We start from the raw sequence: 26,730 nt of genomic DNA, 5'->3' as shown, positions 1-26,730 counted from the left end.
GGACTCGCGTGCCCGACATGACTGCCTACATCATTCGTCGCCTGCTTCAGGCGATCCCCGTGTTCCTCGGGGCCACGTTCCTCATCTATTCGATGGTCTTCCTGCTCCCAGGCGACCCGATTCTCGCTCTGTTCGGCGACAAGACGCCGACTCCGGCGCAGTACGCTGCGCTGCAGGAGCGCTTCCACCTCGATCAGCCGTTCTTCCAGCGGTACCTCATCTACCTCGGCGACCTGTTCCAGGGCGACCTCGGAACGACGTTCCGTGGCCAGAGCGTGAACGACATCCTCGCGAGGACGTTCCCCGTGACGCTGCGCCTGGCCCTGCTCGCAGTGCTCATCCAGCTCGTGTTCGGGGTGACGATCGGTCTGATCGCGGGACTGCGCAAGAACGGCATCGTCGACCACGTCTCGATGCTGGTCAGCCTCGTGCTCATCTCGGTCCCCGTGTTCGTGCTCGCCTTCGTCGCGCAGTACTTCCTCGGCATCCAACTCGGTTGGTTCCGTCCGACCGTCGGTCCAGGTGCGCCATGGAGCGACCTGATACTGCCGGCGATCGTGCTCGCCGCACTGAACTTCGCCTACGTCATCCGCCTGACCAGGGCGTCCGTCATCGAGACGCGCCAGCAGGACTTCGTCCGGATGGCCTATGGGAAGGGGCTGTCCGGCAGCCGGGTCATCCCGGTGCACGTGCTGCGCAACTCGCTCATTCCCGTCACGACCAACCTCGCCGCCGACTTCGGCATCCTGATCGTCGGTGCGACGGTCACCGAGGGCATCTTCAACGTCCCGGGCGTCGGCAATGAACTGTTCGAGGCCATCAACCGCCACGACGGCCCGGAGATCGTCTCGATCGTCACGATCCTCGTGGTGATCTATGTGGTCGTCAATCTGCTGATCGACCTGCTCTACGGCGTGCTCGACCCGAGGATCCGCTATGCCAGATAACACTCCGACCCACCGCATGCCGCACTTCGTCGCGGACGTCGACGAGGAGGGGATCGGCGCCGTCGACGCGGTGCGCGTCAGCGAACGCAAGAGCAACCTCTGGCTCGATGCGTGGCGCGATCTCCGGGGGCGCTGGATGTTCTGGCTCGCGGGCTTCATCGTCGTGCTGCTGACGATCATCGCGATCTTCCCCGGGCTGTTCGTCCAGATCTCGCCGACCACGTGCAACCTGGACGACTCGAACGACCCGCCGGCAGCCGGTCACCCGATGGGGTTCGACTTCCAGGGGTGCGACGTCTATTCACGCGTGATCCATGGTGCGTCCACGTCGCTCAGCGTCGGTGTCATCGTGACCATCATCATCGCCGTGCTCGGGATCGTCATCGGCGCCTTCGCCGGGTTCTTCGGCGGCTGGGTCGATTCGCTCCTCATGCGCATCAGCGACATGTTCTTCGCGATCCCGTACATCCTCGCCGCGGTCGTGATCATGTCGATGTTCCTGGACAACCGCAACATCCTGGTGATCTCGCTCGCGATCGGGTTCTTCGCCTGGCCGGCGACCGCCCGCATCCTCAGATCGGAGATCCTCAGGGTGCGTTCGAACGATTTCGTGCTGGCCTCCGAGGCGCTCGGGGTGTCCCGGGTGCGCACGATGTTCACGCACGTGCTGCCGAACTCGATCGCCCCGGTGATCGTCGTCAGCACGGTCGGTCTCGCGGCCGCCATCACCGCCGAGGCGACGCTGTCGTTCCTCGGCGTCGGACTGCCCGGAAACATCGTCTCCTGGGGAACCGACATCTCGAAGGCGCAGATCCGCCTGCGCACCGATCCGCTCCCGCTGATCTATCCATCCATCGCGCTGTCGCTCACGGTGCTGTCGTTCATCATGCTCGGTGAGACGGTCCGCGACGCGCTCGACCCGAAGGCGAGGGCGCTGCGATGAGCCGCAACGAGCTGGAAGGACCGCTGCTGTCGGTCGAGAACCTCGAGGTCGCGTTCAAGACGCAGGACGGGTACGTCCCTGCTGTCCGAGGCGTCAGCTTCGACATCCATCCTGGCGAGACGATGGCGATCGTCGGCGAGTCGGGGTCAGGCAAATCGACGACCGCGCACGCGCTCATCAATCTGCTGCCAGGGTCGGGACGCATCACGGGCGGTTCGGTCCGGTTGCAGGGCCAGGAGCTCACGAAGCTTGGTCGGTCGGGAATGGAGGAGATCCGCGGCAAGCGGATCGGACTCGTCCCGCAGGATCCGATGAACAGCCTCAACCCGGTGCATCGGATCGGCTTCCAGGTGCAGGAGACGATCTTCGCGAACGGACTGGCCACGAGTCGTCGCGCGGCGCGCAAGAAGGCGATCGCCGTCCTGAACGAGGCCGGGCTCGCGGACGCCGAGCGCCGGTTGCGGCAGTTCCCGCACGAGTTTTCCGGCGGCATGCGACAGCGTGTGCTCATCGGGATCGGGCTCTCCTCCGACCCCGAACTGCTCATCGCCGACGAGCCGACGAGCGCGCTCGACGTCACGGTGCAGAAACGGATCCTCGACCACCTCGCAACGCTCACCGCCGAGCGCAACACCGCGGTGCTGTTCATCACGCACGATCTCGGCCTCGCCGCCGAACGCGCGGAGAATCTGCTCGTGATGCATCGAGGGCGCATCGTGGAGTCAGGACCCGCGCTGGAGATCCTGCAGAATCCTCAGCATCCCTATACCCAGCGCCTGGTGGCAGCGGCGCCGAGCCTGGCGTCCAAGCGCATTCAGACCGGGGCGAACCGCGCTACGGCGCCGTTGCCAGCGGATCTCGATCTCGCGGCGCTGGCGCCGTCCGCGGCGCAGACGGAGGATGCCGCGACTGCGATCGAATTCGTCGACGTCACCAAGGTCTACCGGATCAGGGGCACCGGCTTCCGATCGCAGCCCTTCACAGCCGTCGACGGGATCTCCCTCTCCGTACCCAAGGGCTCGACGATGGCGATCGTCGGTGAGTCGGGCTCGGGGAAGTCCACGGCTGCCAAGCTGCTGCTGCGACTCGAACCGAAGACCTCGGGGACGATCCGCGTCAACGGTCGCGACATCGACGCGCTCAGCCGAGGCGAGCTGCAGGCGCTGCGTCGTCAGATGCAGCCCGTCTTCCAGGACCCCTACGGGTCGCTCGATCCGCTGCACAACATCGGCAACACGGTCGCCGAGCCGCTGCGTGTGCACGGCGTCGGGGACTCGGCGTTGCGGCGGGCGCGCGTCCTCGAGGTGCTCGACCAGGTGGCGCTTCCAGCCAGCGTCGTCGACCGCTATCCGAACGAGCTCTCCGGCGGACAGCGCCAACGCGTCGCGATCGCGCGAGCGCTGGCACTCAAACCCGAGATCGTCGTGCTCGACGAGGCCGTTTCGGCGCTCGACGTCCTCGTGCAGGCGCAGGTGCTCGAACTGCTCGCTCAGCTGCAGACGGATCTCGACCTCACGTACCTGTTCATCACGCACGATCTCGCGGTCGTCCGGGTGATCGCCGATCGCGTCTGCGTGATGGAGCAGGGAAAGATCGTCGAACACGGCACGGTGGACGACATCTTCGCGAACCCGCAGCAGGAGTACACCCGGCGCCTGCTCGACGCGATTCCCGGCGCCGCGATCACGCTGGGACAGGGCATGGGCTGATCAGGAGGGGAGCCCGAACGCCGCCGGCCAGGTGGCCGCAGCCCATGGATAGCCGACGAACACGGTCGCGTCGATGAGGAAATGCGCCACGAGGAACGGCAGCAGCCGTCCGGACCGCGAGAACAGCCAGCCGAACAGCAGCCCCATCGCCAGATTGCCGACGAACGCACCGGGCCCCTGGTAGAGGTGATAGCTGGCTCGGAGCACACTGGTCGCGATGATGATCGGCCACGGACCCCAGCCGAGATCCTTGAGACGGGCGAAGAGATACCCGAGGACGACGAACTCCTCCTGGATCGAGGCGCGCGCGGCGGACAGCAGCAGGATCGGCACCGTCCACCAGTGCGCGTCCAGTCCTGCCGGGTCCACGGCGACGAACCACCCCAGCATCCGGCCGGCGAGGTAGAGGGCGAGGCCGGGGATGCCGATCGCGAGCACCAGCAGGATGCCTCGGCTTGTGTCCCGCGCGACGTGCGTGCCGTCCACGCCCAGCCGCGCCAGGTGCGGGCGCGAGTTCTGCCAGAGCAGGAAGCAGACCAGCACGACGGGTACGAGTGAGAACCCGATCGAGAGCACCTGATAGATGAAGTCGAAGATCTCGCGGTCGCTGCGCGAGGGGTTCAGCGTCGCGGTCTGATCGGCCAGCGGCGTGGTGTCCGTCAGCCGGTACGCGAGTTGCACGATCGCGTAGATCGCGGACTGCCCGAGCCCCAGCGCCAGCACGATCGCGATCTCCCACCACAGGCGCGTGCGGGATGCCGGGGGAGTCGTCACCCGACGATCGTATGCCGCTCAGACAGGCTTCAGCGAGCGTGCGATATCCTGAGGAGTCGGCATCCCGGCGCATCCCACATTCTCCTGAGGACTCCTTCATGGCGCACGCCCTCCGCTCCGACCTCCGCAACGTCGCCATCGTGGCGCACGTGGACCACGGCAAGACCACTCTGGTCGACGCCATGCTCCGTCAGACCGGCTCGTTCGGCGAGCACGCGCACGTCGACGAACGCGCGATGGACTCGAACGATCTCGAGCGCGAAAAGGGCATCACGATCCTCGCGAAGAACACCGCGATCACGTACAACGGCGTTCACACCGAGGTTCCCGTCACGATCAATGTGATCGACACCCCGGGCCACGCCGACTTCGGTGGAGAGGTCGAGCGCGGTCTGTCCATGGTCGACGGCGTCGTGCTGCTCGTCGACGCGTCAGAGGGTCCGCTGCCGCAGACCCGCTTCGTGCTGCGCAAGGCGCTCGAGGCGAAGCTGCCCGTCATCCTCCTGGTCAACAAGACCGACCGTCCCGACGCGCGCATCGCCGAGGTCGAGGAAGAGGCGCACGACCTGCTGCTCGGACTCGCGTCCGATCTCGTCGACGACGTCCCCGACCTCGATGTCGACGCACTGCTCGACGTGCCGGTCGTGTACGCCTCCGGTCGCGCCGGTGCGGCATCACTCAACCGTCCCGCCGACGGCTCGCTGCCCGACAACGACGACCTCGAGCCGCTGTTCGAGGCGATCCTCCAGCACGTGCCGGCTCCGTCGTACGACGATGAGGCTCCGCTGCAGGCGTGGGTCACCAACCTCGACTCCAGCCCGTTCCTCGGCCGTCTCGCGCTGCTGCGCGTCTTCAACGGCACGCTGAAGAAGGGCCAGACCGTGGCCTGGGTGCGCGCCGACGGATCGACCAGCAACGCCCGCATCACCGAGCTGCTGAAGACCCGCGCGCTCGAGCGCTACCCCGCCGAAGAGGCCGGGCCCGGCGACATCGTCGCTATCGCCGGCTTCGAGAACATCACGATCGGCGAGACGATCGCCGACCCGGAGGACGTGCGTCCTCTGCCCGCCATCACGGTCGACGACCCGGCGATCTCGATGACCATCGGTACGAACACGTCGCCGCTGATGGGCAAGGTCAAGGGACACAAGCTCACCGCGCGCATGGTCAAGGACCGCCTCGACAAGGAGCTCATCGGCAACGTCTCGCTCAAGGTCGTCGACATCGGACGTCCGGATGCGTGGGAGGTCCAGGGTCGAGGCGAGCTCGCGCTGGCGATCCTCGTCGAGAACATGCGTCGCGAGGGCTTCGAGCTCACCGTCGGCAAGCCGCAGGTGGTCACCAAGAAGGTCGACGGCAAGACGTTCGAGCCCTTCGAGCACCTCACGATCGACACTCCGGAAGAGCACCTCGGTGCGATCACTCAGCTGCTCGCGAACCGCAAGGGCCGCATGGAGAACATGACCAACCACGGCACCGGCTGGGTGCGCATGGAGTTCATCGTTCCCTCGCGCGGTCTGATCGGCTTCCGCAGCGAGTTCCTCACCACCACCCGCGGCACCGGCATCGCGAACGCGATCTCGCACGGCTACGAGCCCTGGGCCGGTCAGATCACCACGCGTCAGAACGGCTCGATCGTGGCCGACCGCCAGGGCGTCGTCACGCCGTTCGCCATGATCGCTCTCCAGGAGCGCATGTCGTTCTTCGTGCAGCCCACGCAGGAGGTCTACGAGGGCATGGTCATCGGCGAGAACTCGCGCGCCGACGACATGGACGTGAACATCACCAAGGAGAAGAAGCTCACCAACATGCGTGCGGCGAGCTCCGACACCTTCGAGTCGATGACGCCGCCGCGCCAGCTGACACTGGAGGAGAGCCTCGAGTTCGCCCGCGACGACGAATGCGTCGAGGTCACCCCCGAGGTCGTCCGCATCCGCAAGGTGATCCTCGACCAGACGATCCGCGGTCGCGAGACGTCGCGTCTGAAGCGCCAGGACGCAAACGCCTGACGTCTGAATCGTTGATGCGCCCCCGGCGCCCGAGCAATCGGACACCGGGGGCGTTCTCGTGGGCGACGGCGCCTGCGAACGACAGAAGATAACGAACTCATAACATACTTTCCCGGGAGCGAGGAGCCCTGATTCCCGGGGAAAATGCACGGGGCATCCAGGCGCACGATCGGTTTCGCCCAGGTCGAGCGATCAGACTCGATCTTCGTGCCCGGGAAACGGCTCCCGATGAACCGCCCTGCAGGGGTCCGGGCCGACGACGACCCGAAAGTCGAACCCTTCATGCTGCATTCCCCGAACACCCGTGCGTCCGCGCGCGCGGCCACCATGGCTCACGCCCACGCAGACGTCACCTCCCGCCACCCGCTCGTGCTCGGCATCGCGCTGGGCGCCGTGCTGAGCGTCGCGATCACGGCCGGGACCGCCTCCTCGGCTGCCGCCGCCGTGGACGCGCATTCCGACGCCGTGGCGTCACTGATCACCGTGACTGACGCGGAAGCCGACGCCCCGACCACGGGTGCGATCGCCATGTCGGTGCCGCTGGCCGATATCACGCAGGACGCGCAGACCGCGGTCGCGACCGCGCAGACGGTGGTCGCGGATGCCGCGGCGCTCACCGCCGAGGTGGCGGCGTCCGGGCTCACGCTCGACGCGGCGACGACGACCACGGCGATCGACACCTCGGCGCTGGAGGTCGGCATCGCAGACCTCGCGGTCGCCGTAGACGTCGAAGCGGCCGAGCCCGCTGTGGATGCGCCGGCGACAGCCGCTGCGACTCCGGTCCCGGCGGACGCCGCTGCCCCCGCGGAAACCGTCGCCCCGGCGGAGAGCGCCACCGCGACGGGCACCGCCGCGCCGGCGACGGCCGCCGAGTTCGCGGCCGCGGCCGCGGAGGCCGAGGCCGAGGAGAAGGCTCCGCTCGAGCTGGTGCTGGACACCGCGGAGATCACTGCCGATGCCGCCGCTGTGGCAGCGGCGACGACGACGTTGCGCGAAGCGCTCACCGCCGCGCAGAAGGCCGCGGCCGAGAAGAAGGCGGCCGAAGAGCGCGCTGCGGCCGCCGCGGCTGCGGCCAATACCCCCGAGGGCGCCAAGGCGACCGCACGCGCCATGGCGGCCAGCAAGTACGGCTGGGGCGACGGCGAGTTCTCCTGCCTCGAGTCGCTGTGGACCAAGGAGTCCGGCTGGAACTACAAGGCCTACAACCCCTCCGGTGCGACGGGCATCCCGCAGTCGCTCCCCGGCGACAAGATGGCCAGCGCAGGCGCCGACTGGCGCACCAACGCGACGACGCAGATCGCGTGGGGCCTGGGCTACATCGACAGCGTCTACGGCTCGCCGTGCTCCGCCTGGGGGCACTCGCAGGCCACGAACTGGTACTGATCGCCCGCATCCTGGGGGCGGTTCGTCCGCCCCTAGGATGAGGGGATGACCACCGAGAGCTCCCGCGAAGTCTGGCGGGAGGGACTCGGGGTCGCCATCGCCACCAGTGCCTACGGCATCTCGTTCGGTGCCCTCGCCGTCGCCGCCGGACTCGACGTCTGGCAGACGTGCGTTCTGAGCCTCGTGATGTTCACCGGCGGTTCGCAGTTCGCGTTCATCGGCGTGCTCGCCTCTGGCGGAGTCGCGGCGCTTCCCTCGGCGGTCGCCTCGGCCGCGCTGCTCGGCGTGCGCAACGTCGCCTACGGCATGCGCATGTCTCCGATCATCGGACGCGGATTCTGGCGACGCACCGCCGCCGCCCAGTTCACGATCGACGAGTCCACCGCAGTGGCGATCTCGCAGACCGACCCGCGGCTGAGCCGGGTCGGATTCTGGGTAACCGGCATCGGGATCTTCCTCGGCTGGAACATTATGACCCTCGTGGGCGCCCTTCTGGGCGATGTGCTGGGCGACCCGAAGACCTGGGGACTGGATGCCGCGGCGGCCGCCGCCTTCCTCGCACTGCTGTGGCCGAGACTGAAGCAGCGGCAGGCGGTGGCGGTCGGAGTGGCCGCCGCAGTCGTCGCGGCATCCGTCACGCCGTGGCTCATGCCCGGCATACCCGTGCTGCTGGCCGCAGTCGTCGCGATCATCGTCGGCTGGTTCAACTGGCTCGGCCGCGAAGATGTGCGGGATGCCGAGCAGGAGGCGCACTCATGACCATCTGGAGTGCGGTGCTCCTCGCCGCATGCATCTGCGTGGCACTGAAGACGTTCGGCTATCTGATCCCGGCGCACGTGCTGGCGGCACCCCGGCCGGCGCGGATCTCCGACCTGCTGACGGTCGCGCTGCTGGCGGCGCTCGTCGCCGTGCAGACGCTCGGCGACGGGCAGTCGATCGTCGTCGACGCCCGCGTGCCGGCCGTGCTGGTCGCGGCGGTGCTGCTGTGGTTGCGGCAGTCCTTCCTCGTCGTCGTGTTCGCCGCCGCCGCCGTCGCGGCGCTGCTGCGCTGGGCCGGCCTAGCGGTATGAACCCAGGGGGGCCATGGGCGGCCGCCGATAGACTCACGGGGTGAACACCTGGCTCTCCCGCATCCTCTCCTGGGCCGCTGCCGCCGTCGTCGGCGGCATATACGGGATCGCGGGGACGATCGCGCACAGCCTCATGTGGGGACCTGTGCCGGTCGGATTGATCATCGCCGTGATCGCCTGCGCGGCGCTGCTCGTCGCGATCCGCGCGCTCACGCACGATCGCGGCTCGACGCTCGCCGCCGGGCTCGGGATGCTGGGAACGGTGACTCTCATCTCGGGTGTGGGTCCCGGCGGATCGGTCGTCGTCGCGGACACGATCTGGGGTCGGGTGTGGATCTATCTCATCGCCGGGCTCGTGCTGCTGGCCGTCGCCTGGCCGAGGTTCGCGCGTCCGCAGACGACAGCGCCGGCGGCTGCACCGTCCACGACGTCGGCACCGGAGGCGCAGCCGATCGTCACCGCGGTTCCGGGTGCTCGGGAGGAGCGTGCCGCCGACGGGACGTAGACTGGGGGAGTGACGTACGTGATCGCTCTGCCCTGTGTCGATGTGAAGGATCGTGCCTGCATCGACGAGTGCCCCGTGGACTGCATCTACGAGGGCGAACGGTCGCTCTACATCCACCCGGATGAGTGCGTCGACTGCGGTGCCTGCGAACCCGTGTGCCCTGTGGAGGCGATCTATTACGAGGACGACCTCCCCGAGGAATGGGCCGACTACTACAAGGCCAACGTCGAGTTCTTCGAGGAGATCGGCTCCCCCGGAGGTGCGGCCAAGGTCGGCGTCTACACCTTCGACCACCCCATCATCGCCGCGCTGCCCCCGCAGGGGGAGTGACGGTGTCGGTCCGCGACCTGGCCGATTACCCCTGGGATGCGGTCGTTCCGTTCCGCGAGCGCGCCGCACGGCATCCGGGTGGACTGGTCGATCTCTCGGTCGGCTCGCCGGTGGACCCGACACCCGACGTCGTGCGCGCGGCTCTCGCCGAGGCGACCGACGCGCACGCGTATCCGCAGACGGTGGGCACACCCGCTCTGCGTGAGGCGATCGTGGACTGGTACGCCCGCCGGCGAGGTGTTCAGGAGCTGACCACTGCGAACGTGCTGCCGACGATCGGATCCAAGGAGCTCGTCGCGCTGCTGCCGACGCTGCTGGGGCTCGGCGAGGGCGACATCGTGGTCCACCCGACCGTCGCCTACCCGACGTACGAGGTCGGCGCGCGCGTCGCAGGAGCGACTCCGATGCGCGCCGATGACCCGGCCGACTGGCCGGATGGCGCCAAGCTCATCTGGATCAATACGCCGGGCAACCCCGACGGTCGCACCTGGACCATCGAGCAACTGGCCGTGGCCGTACGCCGCGCACGGGAGATCGGCGCGATCCTGGCGAGCGACGAGTGCTATGCGGAGCTCGGCTGGGACGGCCAGTGGGCGACCGAGCCGATTCCGTCCGTCCTCGACCCCCGGGTGACCGGCGGCAGCAGGGCGAACCTGCTGAGCGTGTACTCGCTGAGCAAGCAGTCCAATCTCGCCGGCTACCGAGCGGCCTTCGTCGCGGGCTGCTCACGCGTGATCGGCGATCTGCTCACCGCGCGCAAGCATCTGGGCCTCATGCCGCCGGAGCCGGTGCAGCACGCCATGGCGATCGCTCTGGCCGACGACGCGCACGTCGCGGCTCAGAAGAGCCTGTACCGCGAGCGTCGTGATCTGCTCCTGCCGGCCGTCAGCGCCGCGGGGTTCCGGATCGACGGATCCGAGGCCGGGCTGTACCTGTGGGCGACCGAGGGACGGGACGCCTGGGAGTCGATGGGGCGGCTGGCCGACCTCGGCATCCTCGCCGGCCCCGGTCCGTTCTACGGCGACAGTGCGACTCGGCACATCCGGCTGGCGCTCACGGCGCCCAGCGAGCGGGTGGCGGAGGCGGCACGACGGCTGCACGCGGCAGAACTGTAGATTTCGGCATCCGGTGCTGGCATCTCTTGGCGGATGTCACAGTAGGCCGGAGTGCGCACTAGGCTGTAGAGGCGATTCGGTCGAGATCTGCCCGGCGCACGACGCCGTGAATCGACGAGCAAGACCAAACACGGTCGATACAGACGTAAGAGGAGGCCCGCGTGAGCGCGACGGGAGACCAGCAGGTGAAGGCGACGCTTTCGATCGACGGAACCACGGCAGAGTTCCCGGTGGTGCGCGGCACGAGCGGCAACGACAGCATCGACTTCTCGACGCTGACCCGCCAGACCGGCTACACGGGACTCGACTACGGATTCGTGAACACCGCGTCGACCAAGTCGGCGATCACGTTCATCGACGGAGACCAGGGGATCCTGCGCTACCGCGGTTACGCGATCGAGGAGATCGCGAAGAACTGCAGCTACCTCGAGGTGGCCTGGCTGCTCATCTACGGAGAACTGCCGTCGCCGTCCGAACTCGCCGATTTCGACGAGCGCATCCGCCGTCACACGCTGCTGCACGAGGACCTCAAGCACTTCTTCTCGGCGCTGCCCCACACGGCCCACCCGATGTCGGTGCTGTCGTCGGCCGTGGCCGCCCTCTCGACCTACTACGAGGGGCAGACCGATCCGAACAATCCGGAGCATGTAGAGCTCAACATGGTCCGCATGCTCGCGAAGCTGCCGGTCATCGCGGCTTACGCGCACAAGAAGAGCGTCGGACAGGCCTTCCTCTACCCGGACAACTCGCTGAGCTTCGTCGACAATTTCCTCAAGCTGAACTTCGGCGTGCACAGCGAACCGTACGAGGTCAACCCGGTCATGTCGAAGGCTCTGGAACTTCTGCTGATCCTGCACGAGGATCACGAACAGAACGCGTCCACCTCGACGGTCCGCCTGGTGGGTTCCACCGGCGCCAACCAGTTCGCGTCGATCTCGGCCGGTATCCAGGCGCTCTCCGGGCCCCTGCACGGCGGTGCCAATGAGGCGGTGCTGACCATGCTCGGTCAGATCCGCGATTCGGGCCAGAGCGTTCAGCGCTTCGTCGAGCGGGTCAAGAACAAGGAAGACGGCGTGAAGCTCATGGGCTTCGGGCACCGCGTCTACAAGAACTACGACCCGCGCGCGAAACTGGTCAAGGCCGCAGCCGACGAGGTGCTCGCCTCGCTGGGCGTCAGCGATCCGCTCCTGGATCTCGCCAAGGAGCTCGAGGAGATCGCCCTCGCGGACGACTACTTCGTCGAGCGTCGCCTCTACCCGAATGTCGACTTCTACACCGGTGTGATCTACAAGGCGATGGGATTCCCCACGCGTATGTTCACCGTGCTGTTCGCGATCGGCCGTCTTCCGGGCTGGCTGGCGCAGTGGCGCGAGCTGAACCTCGACCCGCAGACGAAGATCGGCCGCCCACAGCAGCTGTACACGGGTTCTCCCGAGCGCCCGTTCCCCGCGCGCTGACCCGACGGTCCACAGCGAAAAAGCCGCTTCCCAGAAGGGAAGCGGCTTTTCGCGTCAGACCGTCAGGCCCGAGGAGCGCCGGACGGACGCTGCGAGCGACGACGCTGGTTGCTGCGCGGCTGGCCGGATGCCGGGGCGTGCGAGCCGCTGTCGCTGGAGTACCTGGAGACCGAGCCGCCGCGGGGGACGTCGCTGCGCGCGGAGCCGGATGCCGCGGTGCGGGCGCCCTGGCCACGACCGCCGGAGCGCGCACCGGACTGCTTCTGACCACCGCGCTGGCCGCCCTGGGACTGACCGCCGCGCGACCCGCCGCCCTGCGGCTTGCGCTGACCGCCGCCCTGCGTCTGCTGCTGCACGGGGACGGGCTTGACGTAGGCGGCGCGATCGCCGACGAGGTCGTCGACGATGTCGCTCGTGACCGGCTCCAACGCGGCGTCGATCTGCGCCTTGCGCAGCAGATCCTTGACGTCGCGGCGCTGTTCAGGGAGGACGACCGTGACGACGGTTCCGGCAGCGCCCGCACGAGCGGTGCGACCCGAGCGGTGCAGGTACGCCTTGTGCTCGACGGGCGGGTCGACGTGCACGACGAGGTCCACGTTGTCGACGTGGACGCCGCGGGCGGCGACATCGGTCGCGACGAGGACGCGCACGCCGCCGTCGGTCGGGTCGGACGAGAACGCGGCGAGGTTGCGCTCGCGGGCGTTCTGCGAGAGGTTTCCGTGCAGGTCGACCGCGGGGATGCCTGCTGCGGTGAGCGCCTTGGCGAGCTTCTTCGCCTGGTGCTTGGTGCGCGTGAACAGGATCCGGCGACCGAGGCCCGACGCCAGTTCGTTGACGAGCGTCTTCTTGCGCTCTGCATCGGCGAGCAGCACGCGGTGGGTCATCTCGCCCACCGGGACGCTGGACTCGTCGACCTCGTGGCTGACGGGCTTCACGAGGAAGCGGCGTGCGAGGGAGTCGATGCCGCGGTCCAGCGTCGCGCTGAACAGCAGTCGCTGTCCGCCGGCAGGAGTCGCGGTGAGGATGCGGGTGACGCCGGGCAGGAAGCCCAAGTCCGCCATGTGGTCGGCCTCGTCGAGGACGGCGATCTCCACGGCATCCATGAACGCGATCTTCTGCTTCATGAGATCTTCGAGGCGGCCGGGGCACGCCACGATGATGTCGACGCCGCTGCGCAGAGCCTGCTCCTGCGGGCGCTGGCTGACGCCGCCGAAGATCGTGGCGACGGTGAGGCCGGCGGCCTTCGCCAGCGGCGCGACGGTCGCGGCGATCTGGGTCGCGAGCTCGCGGGTCGGTGCGAGCACCAGACCGCGCGGGTGGCCGGCGCGGGTGCGCGCGCCTGAGGCCGACAGACGGGCGACCAGGGGGAGCGCGAAGGCGATCGTCTTGCCGCTGCCGGTGCGGCCGCGGCCGAGCAGGTCGCGGCCTGCGAGGGAATCGGGAAGCGTGTCGCGCTGAATCGCGAACGCCTCGGTCTTGCCGTCAGCGGCCAGAACGGCTGCGAGAGGCGCGGGCACGCCGAGTTCGAGGAAGGTAGGCATAGTGGTGCTCCATCGGCGCGCGAGTCTGCGCGCATAGTGGGTGTGAGGTGGGCGAAGGGCGCGAGATACGCGCACTTGTTCGCCGTTCGAAACGCCAGCCGGAAGCTGGAGCGGATCAGTTCGCTTCGGTCCTCAGAGACCCGTGACGACGACGCAGTCACCCGTAGGCAACCTCACAAGCCTAGCAGGAGCCGCATGCCGTCCGGTGCATGCGCGCCGGATCAGGCGTGCAGAGCCTCGTTCAGGGTCACGCCGACGCCGGCGCGCTGCTTGGCCTCAATGGCGCCGGTGACCGAGTTCCGCCAGAACAGGATGCCGTCGCGGCCGCTCAGCTCGGCGGCCTTGACGGTCTTCCTGCCGCCATCTGCGGTGTTCGGGCCGTCGGCGAGCACGACCTTGGATCCGGCGGTCACGTAGAGCCCGGCCTCGACGACGCAGTCATCGCCGAGGGCGATGCCGATCCCGGCGTTCGCGCCCAGCAGCGATCGCTCGCCGATCGAGACGCGGACCGTGCCGCCACCCGACAGCGTGCCCATGATCGATGCGCCGGCGCCGATGTCGCTGTTCGCGCCGACGACGACGCCCTGCGAGATGCGACCCTCGACCATGACGGCGCCGAGCGTGCCGGCATTGAAGTTCACGAAGCCCTCGTGCATGACCGTGGTGCCGGGGGAGAGGTGGGCGCCGAGGCGCACGCGGGACGCGTCGGCGATCCGGACGCCGTCGGGGAGCACATAGTCGGTGAGCCGCGGGAACTTGTCGAGCCCCTGCACCTGGATCCCGTTGCGCTGCAGCAGCGGCCGGAGGCGCTCAGCGTCGGCCGGAAGCATCGGGCCGGCCGTGGTCCATGCGTTGTTCGGCAGATGACCGAAGACGCCGTCCAGGTTCAGGTCGTTCGGCTGGACGAGCAGGCGCGACAGCGCGTGCAGTCGGAGGTAGGCGTCCGCCGTCGATGCCGGTGCCTCGTCGAGGTCGATCTGCAGCTGGACCAGTTCGGTGCGGACGTTGCGCCGCTCATCTGGCTCGGCCAGAGCATCCCAGGTGGCGATGGCTGCGACGGCATCCGCAGCGTCCAGCGCACCGAAGCCGACCTCGGGATACCAGGCATCCAGGACCGTGCCGTCGTGTGCGATCGTGGACAGTCCGACACCCCATACCGTGCGCGCATTGCTCATACGACAACGCTACCGTGTGCGGCGAGACGCCCCACCGATACGCGTCGATCGCCCGCGCCGTAGGCTGATGGCATGGCACTCGATCTCACCGCGTCCTCGCTCGATATCACCAGGACGATCTGCGACATTCCCAGTGTCTCGGGGGATGAGGCGGTCCTGGCCGACGCGATCGAGGCCGCCGTCCGACCGCTCGCGCATCTCGAGGTGATCCGGTTCGGCAACACCATCGTGGCGCGCACGGAACTGGGCCGTGCGCAGCGCGTGGTGATCGCCGGTCATATCGACACTGTGCCGATCAACGAGAACGTGCCGACGAAGGATGTCGAGATCGACGGCGAACCGCACCTGTGGGGCCGCGGGACCGTCGACATGAAGGGCGGCGTCGGCGTGCAGCTGAAGCTCGCCGCCGAACTGACCGCGCCCGTCGTCGACATCACCTGGATGTGGTACGACAACGAGGAGGTCGCGGCGGCGCTCAACGGACTCAACCTGCTCTCGGCAGATCGCCCCGACCTGTTCCAGGCGGACTTCGCGATCCTCGGCGAGCCGTCCAACGGCCAGGTCGAGGGCGGCTGCAACGGCACGCTGCGCGCGGTCGTCCGCACCCATGGGATGCGCGCACACAGCGCCCGCGCGTGGGTGGGCGAGAACGCCATCCACGGTGCGGCGCCGATCCTCGCGCGGCTGGCCGAGTACCGCGCCAAGGAGGTTCCCGTCGAGGGCCTCGTGTACCGCGAGAGCCTCAGCGCCGTCCGCATCACCGGCGGCGTCGCGGGCAACGTGATCCCCGACCTGTGCGAGGTCGAGGTCAACTACCGCTTCGCGCCGAGCAAGACCGCCGAGCAGGCCGCCGCGCACGTGCGCAAAGTGCTCGCCGGATTCGAGGTCGAGATCACCGACGCGGCCGAAGGTGCTCGCCCAGGGCTGGACGCTCCGATCGCGCAGGAGTTCGTCGCCGCGGTGGGTGCCGAACCGCGACCGAAGTACGGCTGGACGGACGTCGCCCGCTTCTCCGCACTCGGGATCCCCGCCGTGAACTACGGCCCAGGCGACCCGCATCTCGCGCATCACGACCAGGAGCGCGTGCCCACCGCCCAGATCGACGCCGTCGAACGCGGCCTCCGCGCGTGGCTGACCGGGTCCTGAGCAGCGCCAGGCGCTGGGCGCAGACCCCGATCGTCGCACGCGTCGCGGCGATCTACGTGGTTGCGCGCCTGGTGACGACAGGGCTCCTCGCGCTGGCAGCCGCACTCTCCGGGCCCGCGTCCCGCTACGGTGCAGATGCCGGCATCGCCGATTTCGTCCTCGGCTGGGACGCGCAGTGGTACTGGTTGGTTGCCGTCGACGGGTACCCCTCCGAGCTTCCGCTGACCGAGGCCGGCGACGTGGCGGAGAACGCCTGGGCGTTCATGCCGATCTACGCATACGCCGCGAAGGTCATCGGCTTCCCTCTGGGGGCCTGGGGTGCCGGAGCCCTCGTGATCTCGCTCGTGTCGGGCTTCTTCGCCTGCGTCGCGCTGTATCGCCTGCTGCACGACCGGCTCGGGTCCGCTGCCGCGCTGTGGGCCGTGGCGTTCTTCGCGTCAGGGCCACTGGGCGCACTGTTCCAGGTCGGCTATGCCGAGGCGCTGTTCGTCATGTTGCTGCTGTTCGCGCTGGATGCCGTGCAACGGAGGCGCTACGGCATCCTGTACCTCCTCATCCCGCTGATGGCCTTCACCCGGCCGGGGATCCTCGCGTTCGCGCTGTTCCTCGGAGTGCACGGCATCGCCCGCTGGGTGGGGCGCGCACGCGAGCCGCTGGCCGGACGCGAGATCGTGCACATCATCGCCCTGGGCGCTCTGGCGACCGTCACGGGGTTCGCCTGGCAGGCGATCGCCGGTGTCGTCACCGGCGACGCCGGTTCCTACCTCGCCACCGAGCTGGCGTGGCGACGCGCGTGGGGAATGGGGGATGCCGGGTTCGTGCCGTTCCAGGGGTGGATCGAGGCCGCGGAGTTCTGGTTCGCGCAGTGGGGGATGCCCGGATGGTGGGGATTCATCGCGTTGGCCGTGCTGGTGGCGGGGTTCGCGGCCGCACTGCTGTTCGCGCCGTCGGTCCGCCGCCTGGGCGTCGATGTCCGCCTGTGGAGTGCGAGCTACCTGCTGTATCTGCTGGCAGTGTTCTTCCCGCAGTCCTCCACGTTCCGTCTGCTCATGCCGCTCAGCCCGCTGTGGGGCGCAGTCGTGCCGCGCAGCCGTGGCTACCGGTTCGCGGTTCTGCTGCTCTGCCTCACCGGCCAGTGGGTGTGGATCTATCACGTCTACGCCCTCGGGAACACGTTCTGGCAGGTCCCGTGACGTTGTTCATGACGGATTCTTCCCAGCGCGGACACAGGGTCGCGGGGCTACCGATAAACTTGTTCCATACCACCGAGGAAAAGGAGCCACGATGGCAGCGATGAAGCCGAGGACTGGAGACGGACCCATGGAGGCCGTCAAGGAGGGGCGCCTCATCATCGTGCGTGTTCCGCTCGAAGGCGGCGGCCGTCTGGTCGTCTCCGTGAACGACGCCGAAGCAAAGGAGCTTCACGACGTGCTCGCAGCCGTCGTGAACCCCTGAGTCCTCTCCCGTATCCAGCGGGACGAAAAGGGCGGCGGATCATCGGATCCGCCGCCCTTTCTGTGTCCGGGGGGAGCTCAGTCGGGCTCTGCGACGCTGATCAGCTGCAGCAGGCCCTCGCCGGACGAGGAGATCGATGCCAGGACGGCCTGGGACTGCTGGGTCTCCTGGATGAGCGAGCGGTAGGCGGCGGTGACGGCATCGCGCTGCACGGGGTCGGCGACCTTGCCGCCGACGAGGATGCGCGGGACCAGGACGATCCCGCCGGTGCGGACCAGACGCAGACCGTGCTCGACGTACTCGATGACGTTGTCGGGGTCGGCGTCCACGAGGACGATGTCGTAGGAGCCCTCGTTCATCCGAGGCAGCACATCCGCGGCGCGCCCGGTGATGAAGCGTGCCCGAGTGGTCGGTACACGGGCCTCGGCGAACGCCTGGCGGGCGGCGGCGAGGTGCTCCGGTTCGTTGTCGATGGAGGTGAGGACAGCATGCGGTGCGCCGCGCAGCAGCCAGAGGCCCGAGACGCCGGCCCCGGTGCCGATCTCGACGATCGTTCTGGCGTTCACGGCGGCCGCGAGCACCGCGTACTGGGCGCCGACGAGGGCGCTGATCGGCGCGGCGCCGATCTCGTCGGCACGGGCACGGGCGCGGGTGATGGCGTCCGGCTCTGCGGTGGCCTCGCGGATGTACCGCGCGTTGGCGTCGTGCTCGCTCATGGCGTCTCCCGTACTGCTGGTTCTCCTTCAGATTAGGCGCATGCCGCGTCCTTGTCCGTCAGGCGCGGCGCGGTAGCCTGGAGCCATGGGGTTCGGACTCGACTTCGAGAAGCTGCTGGTGATCGGCCTGATCGCCGTGCTGCTGATCGGTCCTGAGCGGCTACCGCACTATGCCGAGCAGTTCGCGAAGCTGGTGCGCCGTGGCGGTGAACTGCTGCGCGACACGAAGAGCCGCGTCGAAGAGGAGATGGGCCCAGAGGTCGCCGATGTGGATTGGCGCAAGCTCGACCCCCGCCAGTACGACCCGCGGCGCATCATCCGCGACGCGCTGTTCGAGGATGCGGCCCCCGCTGCTGTCGCGTCGTCGCCCGCAGTCGCGGCTGCGGCACCCATGGCATCGCCGATCGATCCCGTCGTTTCGAAGGCGACTCCGGTCTTCACCCGGTCGAGCCCGCCGCCGTTCGATCCCGAAGCGACCTGACGGCGCCTGCGCCCAGACCGTTCAGCCGATCTTCGCGCGCATCCGTGCGATGTCGGCATCCGAGACGACCGCCCGCGGAAGCGCCGTCATCGCCGAGCTGTCGCGCAGCTGCAGCATCACGGCGTCCGGCCCGGCCTTCATACGACGAAATGTCGAGAACGCGACTCGTGACGTACCGCGGGCGCTCTCGACCCGCAGCTCCTTCTCGCCGACCGTGACCGAGACGCTGGTCCCCTCGGGCATCGTCGCGCTCAGCGATCGCCGAACGCTCGTCATCGTGAGGATGACGTAGAGGATCATGATGCCCGCGAAGAGCGCAGGCATGACGACGAGGCGTCCGGCCTGGGACGGAGCGGCCGCCAGTGCCGACCCGAACGGAACGAGCGTCCAGAGCAGACCAGCGCCCAGCAGCACCCACACGACGATCGACAGCGGACGGGTGAGCAGGAAGATCGTCGCGTCTCGGGACATGCGGGTCAGCAGGTCGCGATCGACCTGGACGAATCGGTGCGCATCACTCATCAGAACATTCTCCCGCCGCCCGGCTCACACCGGTGAGAACGGGAGCGAACGGCCTGCCAGACCGCGGCCCTTGGTCATGATGCGCTGGGCCAGCGCATCGATCGCGGATGCCGCGGCATCCGACGGGTCCTCGAGCACGACGGGTGCTCCAGCGTCCCCGCCGGCACGCAGCGCAGGACTGAGCGGGATGGACGCCAGCAGTTCGACCCGATCCGTCGGCGTCGACAGTGCGCCGGCCACCTCGGCGCCTCCGCCGGATCCGAACAGGTCGATCACCGTGCCGTCCGGCAGGGCGAACGCCGCCATGTTCTCGACGACGCCGATCACGCGCTGACCCGTCTGGCGGGCCACCAGTCCGCTGCGGATCGCGACGTCGGAGGCGGCCGACTGCGGCGTCGTCACCACGAGCACCTCGGCATGGGGGAGGAGCTGCCCGATGGAGATGGCGATGTCGCCGGTGCCGGGGGGCATGTCGATGAGGAGAACGTCGAGATCGCCGAAGAACACGTCCGTGAGGAACTGCTGCACCGTCCGATGCAGCATCGGGCCGCGCCACGCCACGACGGATTCGCCGTCGCGCAGGAACATGCCGATCGAGATCGTCTTCACGCCGTGCGCCACCGGCGGCAGCATCAGGTCGTCGATGCGGGTGGGCTGGGTGCCGGCCGGGATGCCGAGGAGGCCGGGGATCGAGAAGCCGTGCACATCGGCATCCACCAGTCCGACGGCGAGCCCTCGTGCGGCCAGGGAGACCGCGAGGTTGGCCGTCACGGTGGACTTGCCGACTCCGCCCTTGCCGCTGGAGACGAGGATGACGCGCGTCAGGGAATCAGGGCCGAACGGCATCTGACGGGCGGGTCGACCGGCACGGAGCTTCTCCGTGAGCGCCTTGCGCTCGGCGGGCGTCATCACTCCGACCGCGACCTCGACATCCTCGACACCGGGCACGGATGCCGCGGCCTGGCGCACATCGGACTCGATGCGGTTCGCGGCGGGGCAGCCGACGATCGTCAGCACGATGGCGACATGCGCCGTCGTGCCGTCCACACTCACATCGCGCACCATGTCGAGGTCGCCGATCGGCTGACGCAGCTCGGGGTCGGTGACGGCTGCGACGGCGCGGCGGACCTGTTCGGCCGTCATCGCCGCGGACGCCGCGTCGTGATGGGGCCGGTGCGCGCAGGCGGTTCCTGCCCGGCGTCGGATCCCTCGGTGCCGTCGTCGTCGAGCTCGGCCAGCAGCGCGCGCAGCTCCTGCCGGAGCACGTCGCGCGTGACGATCTGGGAGTTGCGCTCCTCGAGCGACAGGCGCAGCGCGACGATCTCTCGCGCGAGGTACTCGGTGTCCGCGAGGTTGCGTTCGGCGCGCTGACGGTCCTGCTCGATCTGCACGCGGTCGCGGTCGTCTTGGCGGTTCTGCGCGAGCAGGATGAGCGGTGCGGCGTACGACGCCTGCAGCGACAGCATGAGAGTCAGCGCCGTGAAGCCCAGCGCGGCATCATCGAAGCGCAGGTTCTCGGGCATCAGCGTGTTCCAGCTGATCCAGAGCACGCAGAACAGGGTGAGCAGCAGGAGGAACGCCGGCGTCCCCATGGCTCGGGCGACCCACTCCGTGAACCGTCCGAAGCGATCGCGCGAGGTCGGTCGCTGTCGCGTCGTGCTGCGCCCGAGCGGTGCGTCGAGGCGGGCCCGCGGGGTCCGCGCCATCATCGTGCGCCGCCTTCAGCTGACGGCTCGCCGTCGTCATGCGTGCGCCAGTCGTCCGGAAGCAGATAGTCCAGCACGTCGTCGATGCTGATGGCCCCGACCAGTCGCTGCGCGGCATCCACGACCGGCAGGGAGACGAGGTCGTAACTGGCGAGCATGCGCGCCGCCTCGGCGGCGGATGCCGTGCCGGAGATCGTCTCCATGCTGTCGTCGATGATCGCACCCAGGCGCTCATGCGGCGGGTAGCGCAGCATCCGCTGGAAGTGGACGACGCCGAGCAGACGCCCTGTGGGTGTCTCGAAGGGCGGAAGGGTCACGAACACGGCCGCGGCGAGTGCCGGATGCAGCTCATGTCGGCGGATGAGGGCGAGGGCCTCGGCGACCGTGGCGTCGGCGGAGAGGATGATCGGCTCGGTCGTCATGAGACCGCCGGCGGTATCCGGTCCGTACGCGAGGAGCGTGCGGACGTCCTCCGCCTCCTCCGGCTCCATGAGCTCCAGAAGCTGCTCGAGGCGCTTCTTCGGAAGCTGGGCCAGCAGGTCGGCCGCGTCGTCGGGCTCCATGTGGTCGAGGATGTCGGCGGCGCGCTCATCGCCGAGGCCGTCGAGGATGTGCACCTGCTCGTCCTCCGGCATCTCCTCGAGGGCGTCGGCGAGGCGATCGTCCGGCAGCTCTTCGGCGACTTCGATCATGCGCTTCGGGGGCAGGTCGAGCAGCGTGCTGGCGAGGTCGGCCGCGTGCAGCTCGGAGTACGACGCGACCAGCTGCTCGGCGGACTGCGCCTCTCCGGGTGTGCGCTCCTCGGTGACCTCGTTCCAGGCCGCGAAGGCCGTCGGCCCCTTGGCGAACGGGGAGGCGCTCGTCTTCGGTTTGCGCAGGAACAGCTGCGTGATGCTCCACTCGCCGAGCCGGTTCGGCTCGATCGCGACGTCTTCGATGACCGCGGTGCCGCCGCCGTCGACGAACCCGACACGCCGGCCGAGCAGTTCGGCCAGGACGCGGAGTTCGCCGGGGCGCGGCTGGAAACGGCGCACGTTGATGAGCCCGGTGGAGATGACCTGACCGGCGCGGATCGACGTGACGCGCCCGATCGAGAGGAACACGTGCCGGCGACCAGGGATCTCCACCACCAGTCCGATCACGCGCGGCGCGGCCGAACTTCGGTACACGATGACGACGTCCCGGACCTTGCCGAGCCGGTCGCCCACGGGGTCGAAGACGGCGCACCCGGCAAGGCGCGCGACGAATACCCGTTGAGTGCTCACGCACCCAGCGTAGTCGGCGAGGGCGGCTGCGAGGAGTGTGCGGCACCGGTGCGGGGCACGCATGGAAGAATGGACGGATGACCATGCTGAACCGCCCCGCAGACGGTGCCGACATCGGCGAGACCGTTGCCTCGATGCGCGAGTACGAACGTGCGCAGAAGACGGTGTCGCAGCTCATCGCCGGCGAAGTCCCCGCGCGGGACATCGCGATCGTCGGCCAGAGCGTTCGGACGGTCGAGAAGATCACGGGCCGGCTCGGCTATGCGGCGGCAGCGCGCTCCGGCGCGATCAACGGCCTGCTCATCGGACTCCTGCTCTCGGCGATCATGGTGATCGGCACCCCGGACGCGCCGATCCAGCTCTTCGTCGCGTACCTGTTCATCGGCGTCGCGATCGGCATGCTGCTGAGCCTGGTGACGTTCGCGATCGTGCGGCGTCGACGCGATTTCGCCAGCGTCACGCAGCTGGCCGCCGATCACTACGAGGTGACGGTGCTGCCGGCATCCCTGGCCAAGGCGAGGCAGGTGCTGGGCGGCGGTCAGAAACCGGCGGCTGCTCGACCGCCGGTCGACCTCGACGAGCCGCCGCGCTACGGCGAGCGGGTGACGCCGCAGCAGCCGCAGAACGGCGCGGCCCCGGCCGCTCCCCGGTCGGCATCGTCCGCCGCCTCGGCGACCGGCGGCCAGCCGGTGATCCCACCGCGGCCGGCGGACCCTCGCCCTCGCTACGGCGAGCGGGTCCCTGACACGCAGCCGCCGACCCCAGAGACCGCCGCGCCGGAGCGGCCCTCCACTCCCGACGAGACGGGCGCGGAGCCGGATGCTGCGGCGCAGCCGGATGCCGACGCCCCGCGCAAGCCCGCGAGCGACGACTGAGGCCATGGCCGAGAAGCCGCTGCGCATCGACGTGGCGCTGCCGAACGGGACGGTGACGGTCCCGGCATCCCTGTCGTCACCCACCGGCGATACCGACCGCGGCACCGTGGTCATCGCGCACGGCGCCGGCGCCGGCATGGATCACCCTTTCCTCGTCGGATTCGCCGCGGCGCTGAACGACGACGGTTTCACGACCGTCCGGTTCGACTTCCCGTACCGCGTGCAGGGACGCCGGATGCCCGGGCCGGCCGCCCATGCGATCGCGACCTGGAACGCCGTGATGGCCGAGGTCCGCGCGCGCACGGACGGACCGATCTGGGCCGCGGGGAAGTCGTACGGCGGACGGATGGCCTCGATGGCGGCGGCCGAGGGCATGGACGTCGCTGGACTGATCTACCTGGGGTATCCGCTGCACGCGCCTGGCAGGCCCGAGAAGCCACGGGCGGAGCACTTGCCGGCCGTCGCGGCGCCGCAGCTGTTCATCGAGGGATCCAACGATCCGTTCATCCAGCCGCTGTCGCAGTTCGAGGAGGTCGTCCAGACCTGCCGCGACGCGCGCATCGTCTGGATCGACGGCGGCGGCCATTCCTTCGAGGTGAAGGGGAACAAGCGGACGGCCGACGTGATCGGCGCGTCACTGGCGCCGCTCGTGACGGCGTTCGCGGCACGGTCCGAGTGACGTCTGCCACGATGGTCGGGTGAGCCTCGACCGCATCGCCCTCATCTCGGACGTCCACGGCAACCTGACAGCGCTGGACGCCGTGCTGGCCGACATCGCGGGTCGCGGCATCCATCGGGTGTTCAACCTCGGCGACACGGCGGGCAAGGGCCCGCGCGGTGAAGCGGCCGTGCGTCGCTGCCGCGAGGCGTGCGAGGTGAACGTCCGCGGGAACTGGGACGACTTCCTGCGCTTCACCGCCGATGACGCCCCGGAGGAGATGCGCTGGTGGCACGCCGAGCTGTCGGCCGAGAGCCTGGCGTGGCTGGGAGCGCTGCCGCTCAGCCACGACCTCGTGATGAGCGGGCGGCGGATCCGCCTGTTCCATGCGTCGGCCGAGAGCCCGCACAAGCGCGTGCACTTCCACCACACCGAGGAGCAGTTCTCGGGGATGTTCGCGAACACCGAGATGACCGGAGACGAACCGGCTCCTGATGTGGTCGGCTACGGCGACATCCACGACGCCTACATCGAGTCCACGGAGGGCAGGACGCTGTTCAACGTGGGCAGCGTGGGCAACCCGTTGGATGTGCCCGAGCCGTCCTACGTGATCCTGGAAGGGGTTCTGGATGCCGAGCAGCCGGCGCCCTTCGGTATCCAGTTCGTGCGGGTGCCCTACGACGTCGAGTCCGAGATCGCCGTGGCGGAGTCGCTGCAGATGCCGACGCGCGATGTCTGGGCGGTCGAACTGCGCACCGCCGTGTACCGGGGGAGACAAGGATGAGCGGATTCCATCACGTCGAGGTGTGGGTCGCGGATCGCGCGGAGGATGCCGCATGGCGCTGGTTGATGTCGTCGCTGGGCTTCGAGCTGGAGCAGGAGTGGCCTGATGGGATGTCGTGGGCGGCGGGTGGTGCGTATCTGACCCTGACGACCTCGCCGAACCTGTCGGCCGTCGAGCACGACCGCCGACGACCGGGCGTCAACCATCTGGCGTTCCACGGCGGTTCGCCCGCTCAGGTCGACACGGTCGTGGCTTCTGCGCCCGAGCACGGCTGGACGCCGCTGTATCAGGACCGGTATCCGCACGCGGGCGGACCCGACCACTACGCGGGCTGGCTCGAGAACGCCGCCGGGTTCAAGGTCGAGATCGTCGCCTCGCGCTAGTCTGGCCGCGACCGTCGAGCTCACGCCGCCAGCAGGCGCTCGACGCGCTCGACCTCCTCATCCAGTTCGGCACGCTCCGCCCGGGTGAACCGGCGCCGTACCGGACCGATCACGACGCGGCCGTCCTCGATGCGCCACAGCCCTTCGTGCCAGCCGTCGACGAACAGCGCGTGCAGTTGGGCGCGGTTCTCGCCGATCCACATGTTCCGCGCCTCGGGCTCGGTGACGCGATCCCGCCCGGCATGGGACAGCCATACGTTGTCGTAGTTGCCGAGCAACCGGACCGGAGCGGGGATGTCCTCATCCGCGATCGGCGCATCAGGGACGTCGTAGAGCACGCGCCCGTCCTCGTCCTCGTAGCGCACCAGGTCCGTCATCCTGCTCAGCACGGGTCCCAGCCGGGTGACGGCCGACCACGCCGTCACGTCGGAGGCCGTCGCGGGACCGAAGGCGCGCAGATAGCGCCGAACGATCGCGGCGGGATCCGGCTCGGCGAGCGGCACTCCGGTCCAGCGGTCGACGTAGTCGTAGATCACACCACCCGATTGCCGCCACGCCCCGCGCGGCGGCAGCTGGACCAGGGGTGCCCGGAGCCGTGCCACCTGCCCGAGCTGGGTCGCGGGGTAGGGGAAGACCTCGGCGAGCCTGCGCCCGATCTCGCGCTGGGGAAGCGGCCCATCGGCGAGTACGCGCGCCAACGCGGCGGTGAACACCTCGGGGTCGACCTCGCGCGCCGGGCCCACGGCCTGACTGGATCGCAGTTCCTGCCGCATCCGCGGCTCGACCCATGGACGCAGCATCGCAGCATCCTGCGAGGTCAGCAGGTGGATCGTGCCACGCATCGTGAGCAGCCGCACGAGCTCTCGCGCCTCCAGGCCGCGAGTGATCGCGAGCGGATCGAAGGAGCGCAGACGAGCGGCGAGTGAGAGGTACGGGGGCAGATTCTCCTGCGCCTGCAGCCCGATCAGGTGCTCGATCATCGCCGTCGGCGTCGCGTCGACCCGTTCGAGCAGGTGCTGACGCAGAAGCAGGGTCCGTCCGAGACGCCGTCGGTTCAGCCGCATGGCTGAACGCTACACGGCCTCTACCGACGTGTCGCGATAGTCTGGCCGGCATGCCTCTCGCTCTCGTCACCGGTGCCGCGCGCGCGAACAGCATCGCCGCCGGTCTCGTCCCACGTCTGCGCGCCGACGGCTGGGAGGTCGCGACCAGCGACCTGGCCGACGCCGAGTTCCTCTGCGATCTCGCCGCGCACGAAGGCCCTGACGAACTCGTCGCCGCCGTCACGCGCGATCGGGGCCCGATCTCCGCGCTCGTGCTCTCGCATGCGCACGACGTCGAGTCCGGCATCCTCGACACGACGGCCGCGAGCTTCGACCGGCATGTCGCGATCAACGCCCGCGCGAGTCTGCTGCTGATCGCGGCCTTCGCACGGCAGATCCCGGATGCCGGGGGAGCAGTCGTCGCCCTCACGAGCGATCACACCACGGGCAATCTGCCGTACGGATCCTCCAAGGGTGCGCTGGACCGTCTCGTGATCTCGGCCGCCAGAGAGCTCGGTCCGCTCGGCATCTCGGCGAACGTGCTCAATCCGGGTCCGATCGACACCGGGTGGATGCCGGAAGGGTTCGCGGAATCCCTCGTCCCCGCGCATCCTCTCGGACGGATCGGGACGCCAGCCGACATCGCGGCCTTCGTGTCGTTCCTGGTATCTCCGGAGGGCCGCTGGGTCTCGGGGCAGCTGCTGCACGCCGACGGCGGGTTCTCGGCGCGCTACTGAG

Annotated in this window: 29 protein-coding genes; 20 read left to right on the top strand and 9 right to left on the bottom strand. The window is 68.9% G+C overall.

Annotated features, from left to right (window positions below):
- The first annotated feature begins 17 nt into the window (after positions 1-17).
- From AC3ANJ_RS12635 to AC3ANJ_RS12625, 3 genes are read left to right on the top strand one after another with little or no spacing between them, the layout of a single operon-like run.
- Positions 18-947 (top strand): ABC transporter permease, encoded by a 930-nt coding sequence (locus AC3ANJ_RS12635; RefSeq protein ID WP_406249524.1) that lies wholly within the window; start codon positions 18-20, stop codon positions 945-947.
- Positions 937-1,890 (top strand): ABC transporter permease, encoded by a 954-nt coding sequence (locus AC3ANJ_RS12630; protein WP_406249525.1) that lies wholly within the window; start codon positions 937-939, stop codon positions 1,888-1,890. Before AC3ANJ_RS12635 ends, AC3ANJ_RS12630 begins: the two co-directional genes overlap by 11 nt.
- The gene (locus tag AC3ANJ_RS12625) at positions 1,887-3,599 is read left to right on the top strand and encodes an ABC transporter ATP-binding protein (protein WP_488316601.1); all 1,713 of its coding nucleotides are present in this window, start codon (positions 1,887-1,889) and stop codon (positions 3,597-3,599) included. Before AC3ANJ_RS12630 ends, AC3ANJ_RS12625 begins: the two co-directional genes overlap by 4 nt.
- Here the strand turns inward: AC3ANJ_RS12625 and AC3ANJ_RS12620 are convergent, their stop codons facing one another.
- A complete protein-coding gene (locus AC3ANJ_RS12620) occupies positions 3,600-4,373 on the bottom strand; it encodes a CPBP family intramembrane glutamic endopeptidase (protein WP_488316600.1) in 774 nt (257 codons plus the stop codon).
- A gap of 98 nt (positions 4,374-4,471) precedes the next feature.
- Here AC3ANJ_RS12620 and typA point away from each other — a divergent pair, with 98 nt between their 5' ends.
- From typA to AC3ANJ_RS12580, 8 genes are all read left to right on the top strand, one after another.
- A complete protein-coding gene (typA, locus tag AC3ANJ_RS12615; protein ID WP_406249528.1) occupies positions 4,472-6,382 on the top strand; it encodes a translational GTPase TypA in 1,911 nt (636 codons plus the stop codon).
- A 228-nt stretch (positions 6,383-6,610) separates the two neighbouring features.
- Positions 6,611-7,765, top strand: a complete 1,155-nt coding sequence (locus AC3ANJ_RS12610; protein ID WP_488316599.1) for an aggregation-promoting factor C-terminal-like domain-containing protein — start codon at positions 6,611-6,613, stop codon at positions 7,763-7,765.
- Positions 7,766-7,810: 45 nt separating this feature from the next.
- Positions 7,811-8,524, top strand: a complete 714-nt coding sequence (locus tag AC3ANJ_RS12605; protein WP_488316598.1) for an AzlC family ABC transporter permease — start codon at positions 7,811-7,813, stop codon at positions 8,522-8,524.
- Positions 8,521-8,835, top strand: a complete 315-nt coding sequence (locus tag AC3ANJ_RS12600) for an AzlD domain-containing protein (protein WP_488316597.1) — start codon at positions 8,521-8,523, stop codon at positions 8,833-8,835. Before AC3ANJ_RS12605 ends, AC3ANJ_RS12600 begins: the two co-directional genes overlap by 4 nt.
- Before the next feature lie 40 nt (positions 8,836-8,875).
- Positions 8,876-9,340 (top strand): histidinol dehydrogenase, encoded by a 465-nt coding sequence (locus AC3ANJ_RS12595; RefSeq protein ID WP_488316596.1) that lies wholly within the window; start codon positions 8,876-8,878, stop codon positions 9,338-9,340.
- Positions 9,341-9,349: 9 nt separating this feature from the next.
- A complete protein-coding gene (gene fdxA / locus AC3ANJ_RS12590; RefSeq protein ID WP_376179684.1) occupies positions 9,350-9,670 on the top strand; it encodes a ferredoxin in 321 nt (106 codons plus the stop codon).
- 2 nt (positions 9,671-9,672) lie between these two features.
- Positions 9,673-10,785, top strand: a complete 1,113-nt coding sequence (gene dapC, locus AC3ANJ_RS12585) for a succinyldiaminopimelate transaminase (RefSeq protein ID WP_488316595.1) — start codon at positions 9,673-9,675, stop codon at positions 10,783-10,785.
- Between the two features lie 161 nt (positions 10,786-10,946).
- On the top strand, positions 10,947-12,242 hold the full coding sequence (locus tag AC3ANJ_RS12580) for a citrate synthase (protein ID WP_488316594.1): 1,296 nt from the start codon (positions 10,947-10,949) through the stop codon (positions 12,240-12,242).
- A 62-nt stretch (positions 12,243-12,304) separates the two neighbouring features.
- Here AC3ANJ_RS12580 and AC3ANJ_RS12575 read toward each other — a convergent pair whose 3' ends face one another.
- Together AC3ANJ_RS12575 and dapD are read right to left on the bottom strand one after the other, a co-directional pair.
- Entirely contained in the window at positions 12,305-13,783 is a 1,479-nt protein-coding gene (locus tag AC3ANJ_RS12575; RefSeq protein WP_488316593.1) for a DEAD/DEAH box helicase, read from the bottom strand.
- Between the two features lie 221 nt (positions 13,784-14,004).
- The gene (gene dapD, locus AC3ANJ_RS12570) at positions 14,005-14,958 is read right to left on the bottom strand and encodes a 2,3,4,5-tetrahydropyridine-2,6-dicarboxylate N-succinyltransferase (RefSeq protein ID WP_488316592.1); all 954 of its coding nucleotides are present in this window, start codon (positions 14,956-14,958) and stop codon (positions 14,005-14,007) included.
- Positions 14,959-15,030: 72 nt separating this feature from the next.
- Here dapD and dapE point away from each other — a divergent pair, with 72 nt between their 5' ends.
- The 3 genes from dapE (at position 15,031) to AC3ANJ_RS12555 (ending at position 17,559) form a co-directional block, all read left to right on the top strand.
- The gene (gene dapE / locus AC3ANJ_RS12565; protein ID WP_488316591.1) at positions 15,031-16,104 is read left to right on the top strand and encodes a succinyl-diaminopimelate desuccinylase; all 1,074 of its coding nucleotides are present in this window, start codon (positions 15,031-15,033) and stop codon (positions 16,102-16,104) included.
- Positions 16,086-17,297, top strand: a complete 1,212-nt coding sequence (locus AC3ANJ_RS12560; protein ID WP_488316590.1) for a hypothetical protein — start codon at positions 16,086-16,088, stop codon at positions 17,295-17,297. The genes dapE and AC3ANJ_RS12560 overlap by 19 nt, the downstream gene beginning before the upstream one ends.
- A 91-nt stretch (positions 17,298-17,388) precedes the next feature.
- The gene (locus AC3ANJ_RS12555) at positions 17,389-17,559 is read left to right on the top strand and encodes a DUF3117 domain-containing protein (protein ID WP_264157317.1); all 171 of its coding nucleotides are present in this window, start codon (positions 17,389-17,391) and stop codon (positions 17,557-17,559) included.
- Between the two features lie 77 nt (positions 17,560-17,636).
- On the opposite strand, the gene AC3ANJ_RS12550 is transcribed toward AC3ANJ_RS12555, so the two are convergent.
- Positions 17,637-18,275, bottom strand: a complete 639-nt coding sequence (locus tag AC3ANJ_RS12550) for an O-methyltransferase (protein WP_488316589.1) — start codon at positions 18,273-18,275, stop codon at positions 17,637-17,639.
- 85 nt (positions 18,276-18,360) lie between these two features.
- Here AC3ANJ_RS12550 and AC3ANJ_RS12545 point away from each other — a divergent pair, with 85 nt between their 5' ends.
- Positions 18,361-18,756, top strand: coding sequence for a twin-arginine translocase TatA/TatE family subunit (locus AC3ANJ_RS12545; protein ID WP_488316588.1), 396 nt, complete (start codon positions 18,361-18,363; stop codon positions 18,754-18,756).
- Positions 18,757-18,777: 21 nt separating this feature from the next.
- Here AC3ANJ_RS12545 and AC3ANJ_RS12540 read toward each other — a convergent pair whose 3' ends face one another.
- From AC3ANJ_RS12540 to AC3ANJ_RS12525, 4 genes are read right to left on the bottom strand one after another with little or no spacing between them, the layout of a single operon-like run.
- A complete protein-coding gene (locus AC3ANJ_RS12540; RefSeq protein ID WP_488316587.1) occupies positions 18,778-19,278 on the bottom strand; it encodes a hypothetical protein in 501 nt (166 codons plus the stop codon).
- 24 nt (positions 19,279-19,302) lie between these two features.
- Entirely contained in the window at positions 19,303-20,421 is a 1,119-nt protein-coding gene (locus tag AC3ANJ_RS12535) for an Mrp/NBP35 family ATP-binding protein (protein ID WP_488316586.1), read from the bottom strand.
- Positions 20,418-20,984 carry a DUF1003 domain-containing protein gene (locus AC3ANJ_RS12530; RefSeq protein WP_488319274.1) on the bottom strand — a complete coding sequence of 189 codons (567 nt, stop codon included), beginning with the start codon at positions 20,982-20,984 and terminating at the stop codon, positions 20,418-20,420. Before AC3ANJ_RS12530 ends, AC3ANJ_RS12535 begins: the two co-directional genes overlap by 4 nt.
- The gene (locus AC3ANJ_RS12525; protein WP_488316585.1) at positions 20,984-22,249 is read right to left on the bottom strand and encodes a magnesium transporter MgtE N-terminal domain-containing protein; all 1,266 of its coding nucleotides are present in this window, start codon (positions 22,247-22,249) and stop codon (positions 20,984-20,986) included. Before AC3ANJ_RS12525 ends, AC3ANJ_RS12530 begins: the two co-directional genes overlap by 1 nt.
- Before the next feature lie 77 nt (positions 22,250-22,326).
- Between AC3ANJ_RS12525 and AC3ANJ_RS12520 the strand changes: the two genes are divergently transcribed.
- Genes AC3ANJ_RS12520 through AC3ANJ_RS12505 form a run of 4 tightly spaced genes read left to right on the top strand, consistent with a single transcriptional unit; the run spans position 22,327 to position 24,949 of the window.
- The gene (locus AC3ANJ_RS12520) at positions 22,327-23,124 is read left to right on the top strand and encodes a general stress protein (RefSeq protein ID WP_488316584.1); all 798 of its coding nucleotides are present in this window, start codon (positions 22,327-22,329) and stop codon (positions 23,122-23,124) included.
- Between the two features lie 4 nt (positions 23,125-23,128).
- On the top strand, positions 23,129-23,803 hold the full coding sequence (locus AC3ANJ_RS12515) for an alpha/beta hydrolase family protein (RefSeq protein WP_488316583.1): 675 nt from the start codon (positions 23,129-23,131) through the stop codon (positions 23,801-23,803).
- A 19-nt stretch (positions 23,804-23,822) separates the two neighbouring features.
- Positions 23,823-24,566: a metallophosphoesterase family protein gene (locus AC3ANJ_RS12510; protein ID WP_488316582.1), complete on the top strand. Its 744-nt coding sequence runs from the start codon at positions 23,823-23,825 to the stop codon at positions 24,564-24,566.
- Positions 24,563-24,949, top strand: coding sequence for a VOC family protein (locus tag AC3ANJ_RS12505; protein ID WP_488316581.1), 387 nt, complete (start codon positions 24,563-24,565; stop codon positions 24,947-24,949). The genes AC3ANJ_RS12510 and AC3ANJ_RS12505 overlap by 4 nt, the downstream gene beginning before the upstream one ends.
- Positions 24,950-24,969: 20 nt before the next feature.
- On the opposite strand, the gene AC3ANJ_RS12500 is transcribed toward AC3ANJ_RS12505, so the two are convergent.
- Positions 24,970-26,013 (bottom strand): winged helix DNA-binding domain-containing protein, encoded by a 1,044-nt coding sequence (locus AC3ANJ_RS12500; RefSeq protein WP_488316580.1) that lies wholly within the window; start codon positions 26,011-26,013, stop codon positions 24,970-24,972.
- Between the two features lie 50 nt (positions 26,014-26,063).
- On the opposite strand from AC3ANJ_RS12500, the gene AC3ANJ_RS12495 reads away from it, so the two are divergent.
- Positions 26,064-26,729 (top strand): SDR family oxidoreductase, encoded by a 666-nt coding sequence (locus tag AC3ANJ_RS12495; RefSeq protein ID WP_488316579.1) that lies wholly within the window; start codon positions 26,064-26,066, stop codon positions 26,727-26,729.
- The last annotated feature ends 1 nt before the right edge of the window (position 26,730 follow it).

The organism is Microbacterium sp. STRO-1N (assembly GCF_057748015.1).
This window is presented reverse-complemented; position numbering and strand designations above follow the sequence as displayed.

Excerpts from the sequence above, each read along its gene's own strand:
- AC3ANJ_RS12635 (WP_406249524.1), top strand. The coding sequence starts at position 18 with ATGACTGCCTACATCATTCGTCGCCTGCTTCAGGCGATCCCCGTGTTC.
- AC3ANJ_RS12630 (WP_406249525.1), top strand. The coding sequence starts at position 937 with ATGCCAGATAACACTCCGACCCACCGCATGCCGCACTTCGTCGCGGAC.
- AC3ANJ_RS12625 (WP_488316601.1), top strand. The coding sequence starts at position 1,887 with ATGAGCCGCAACGAGCTGGAAGGACCGCTGCTGTCGGTCGAGAACCTC.
- typA (WP_406249528.1), top strand. The coding sequence starts at position 4,472 with ATGGCGCACGCCCTCCGCTCCGACCTCCGCAACGTCGCCATCGTGGCG.
- AC3ANJ_RS12610 (WP_488316599.1), top strand. The coding sequence starts at position 6,611 with ATGAACCGCCCTGCAGGGGTCCGGGCCGACGACGACCCGAAAGTCGAA.
- AC3ANJ_RS12605 (WP_488316598.1), top strand. The coding sequence starts at position 7,811 with ATGACCACCGAGAGCTCCCGCGAAGTCTGGCGGGAGGGACTCGGGGTC.
- AC3ANJ_RS12600 (WP_488316597.1), top strand. The coding sequence starts at position 8,521 with ATGACCATCTGGAGTGCGGTGCTCCTCGCCGCATGCATCTGCGTGGCA.
- AC3ANJ_RS12575 (WP_488316593.1), bottom strand. The coding sequence starts at position 13,783 with ATGCCTACCTTCCTCGAACTCGGCGTGCCCGCGCCTCTCGCAGCCGTT.
- dapD (WP_488316592.1), bottom strand. The coding sequence starts at position 14,958 with ATGAGCAATGCGCGCACGGTATGGGGTGTCGGACTGTCCACGATCGCA.
- dapE (WP_488316591.1), top strand. The coding sequence starts at position 15,031 with ATGGCACTCGATCTCACCGCGTCCTCGCTCGATATCACCAGGACGATC.
- AC3ANJ_RS12555 (WP_264157317.1), top strand. The coding sequence starts at position 17,389 with ATGGCAGCGATGAAGCCGAGGACTGGAGACGGACCCATGGAGGCCGTC.
- AC3ANJ_RS12550 (WP_488316589.1), bottom strand. The coding sequence starts at position 18,275 with ATGAGCGAGCACGACGCCAACGCGCGGTACATCCGCGAGGCCACCGCA.
- AC3ANJ_RS12545 (WP_488316588.1), top strand. The coding sequence starts at position 18,361 with ATGGGGTTCGGACTCGACTTCGAGAAGCTGCTGGTGATCGGCCTGATC.
- AC3ANJ_RS12540 (WP_488316587.1), bottom strand. The coding sequence starts at position 19,278 with ATGAGTGATGCGCACCGATTCGTCCAGGTCGATCGCGACCTGCTGACC.
- AC3ANJ_RS12535 (WP_488316586.1), bottom strand. The coding sequence starts at position 20,421 with ATGACGGCCGAACAGGTCCGCCGCGCCGTCGCAGCCGTCACCGACCCC.
- AC3ANJ_RS12530 (WP_488319274.1), bottom strand. The coding sequence starts at position 20,984 with ATGGCGCGGACCCCGCGGGCCCGCCTCGACGCACCGCTCGGGCGCAGC.
- AC3ANJ_RS12520 (WP_488316584.1), top strand. The coding sequence starts at position 22,327 with ATGACCATGCTGAACCGCCCCGCAGACGGTGCCGACATCGGCGAGACC.
- AC3ANJ_RS12515 (WP_488316583.1), top strand. The coding sequence starts at position 23,129 with ATGGCCGAGAAGCCGCTGCGCATCGACGTGGCGCTGCCGAACGGGACG.
- AC3ANJ_RS12505 (WP_488316581.1), top strand. The coding sequence starts at position 24,563 with ATGAGCGGATTCCATCACGTCGAGGTGTGGGTCGCGGATCGCGCGGAG.
- AC3ANJ_RS12500 (WP_488316580.1), bottom strand. The coding sequence starts at position 26,013 with ATGCGGCTGAACCGACGGCGTCTCGGACGGACCCTGCTTCTGCGTCAG.
- AC3ANJ_RS12495 (WP_488316579.1), top strand. The coding sequence starts at position 26,064 with ATGCCTCTCGCTCTCGTCACCGGTGCCGCGCGCGCGAACAGCATCGCC.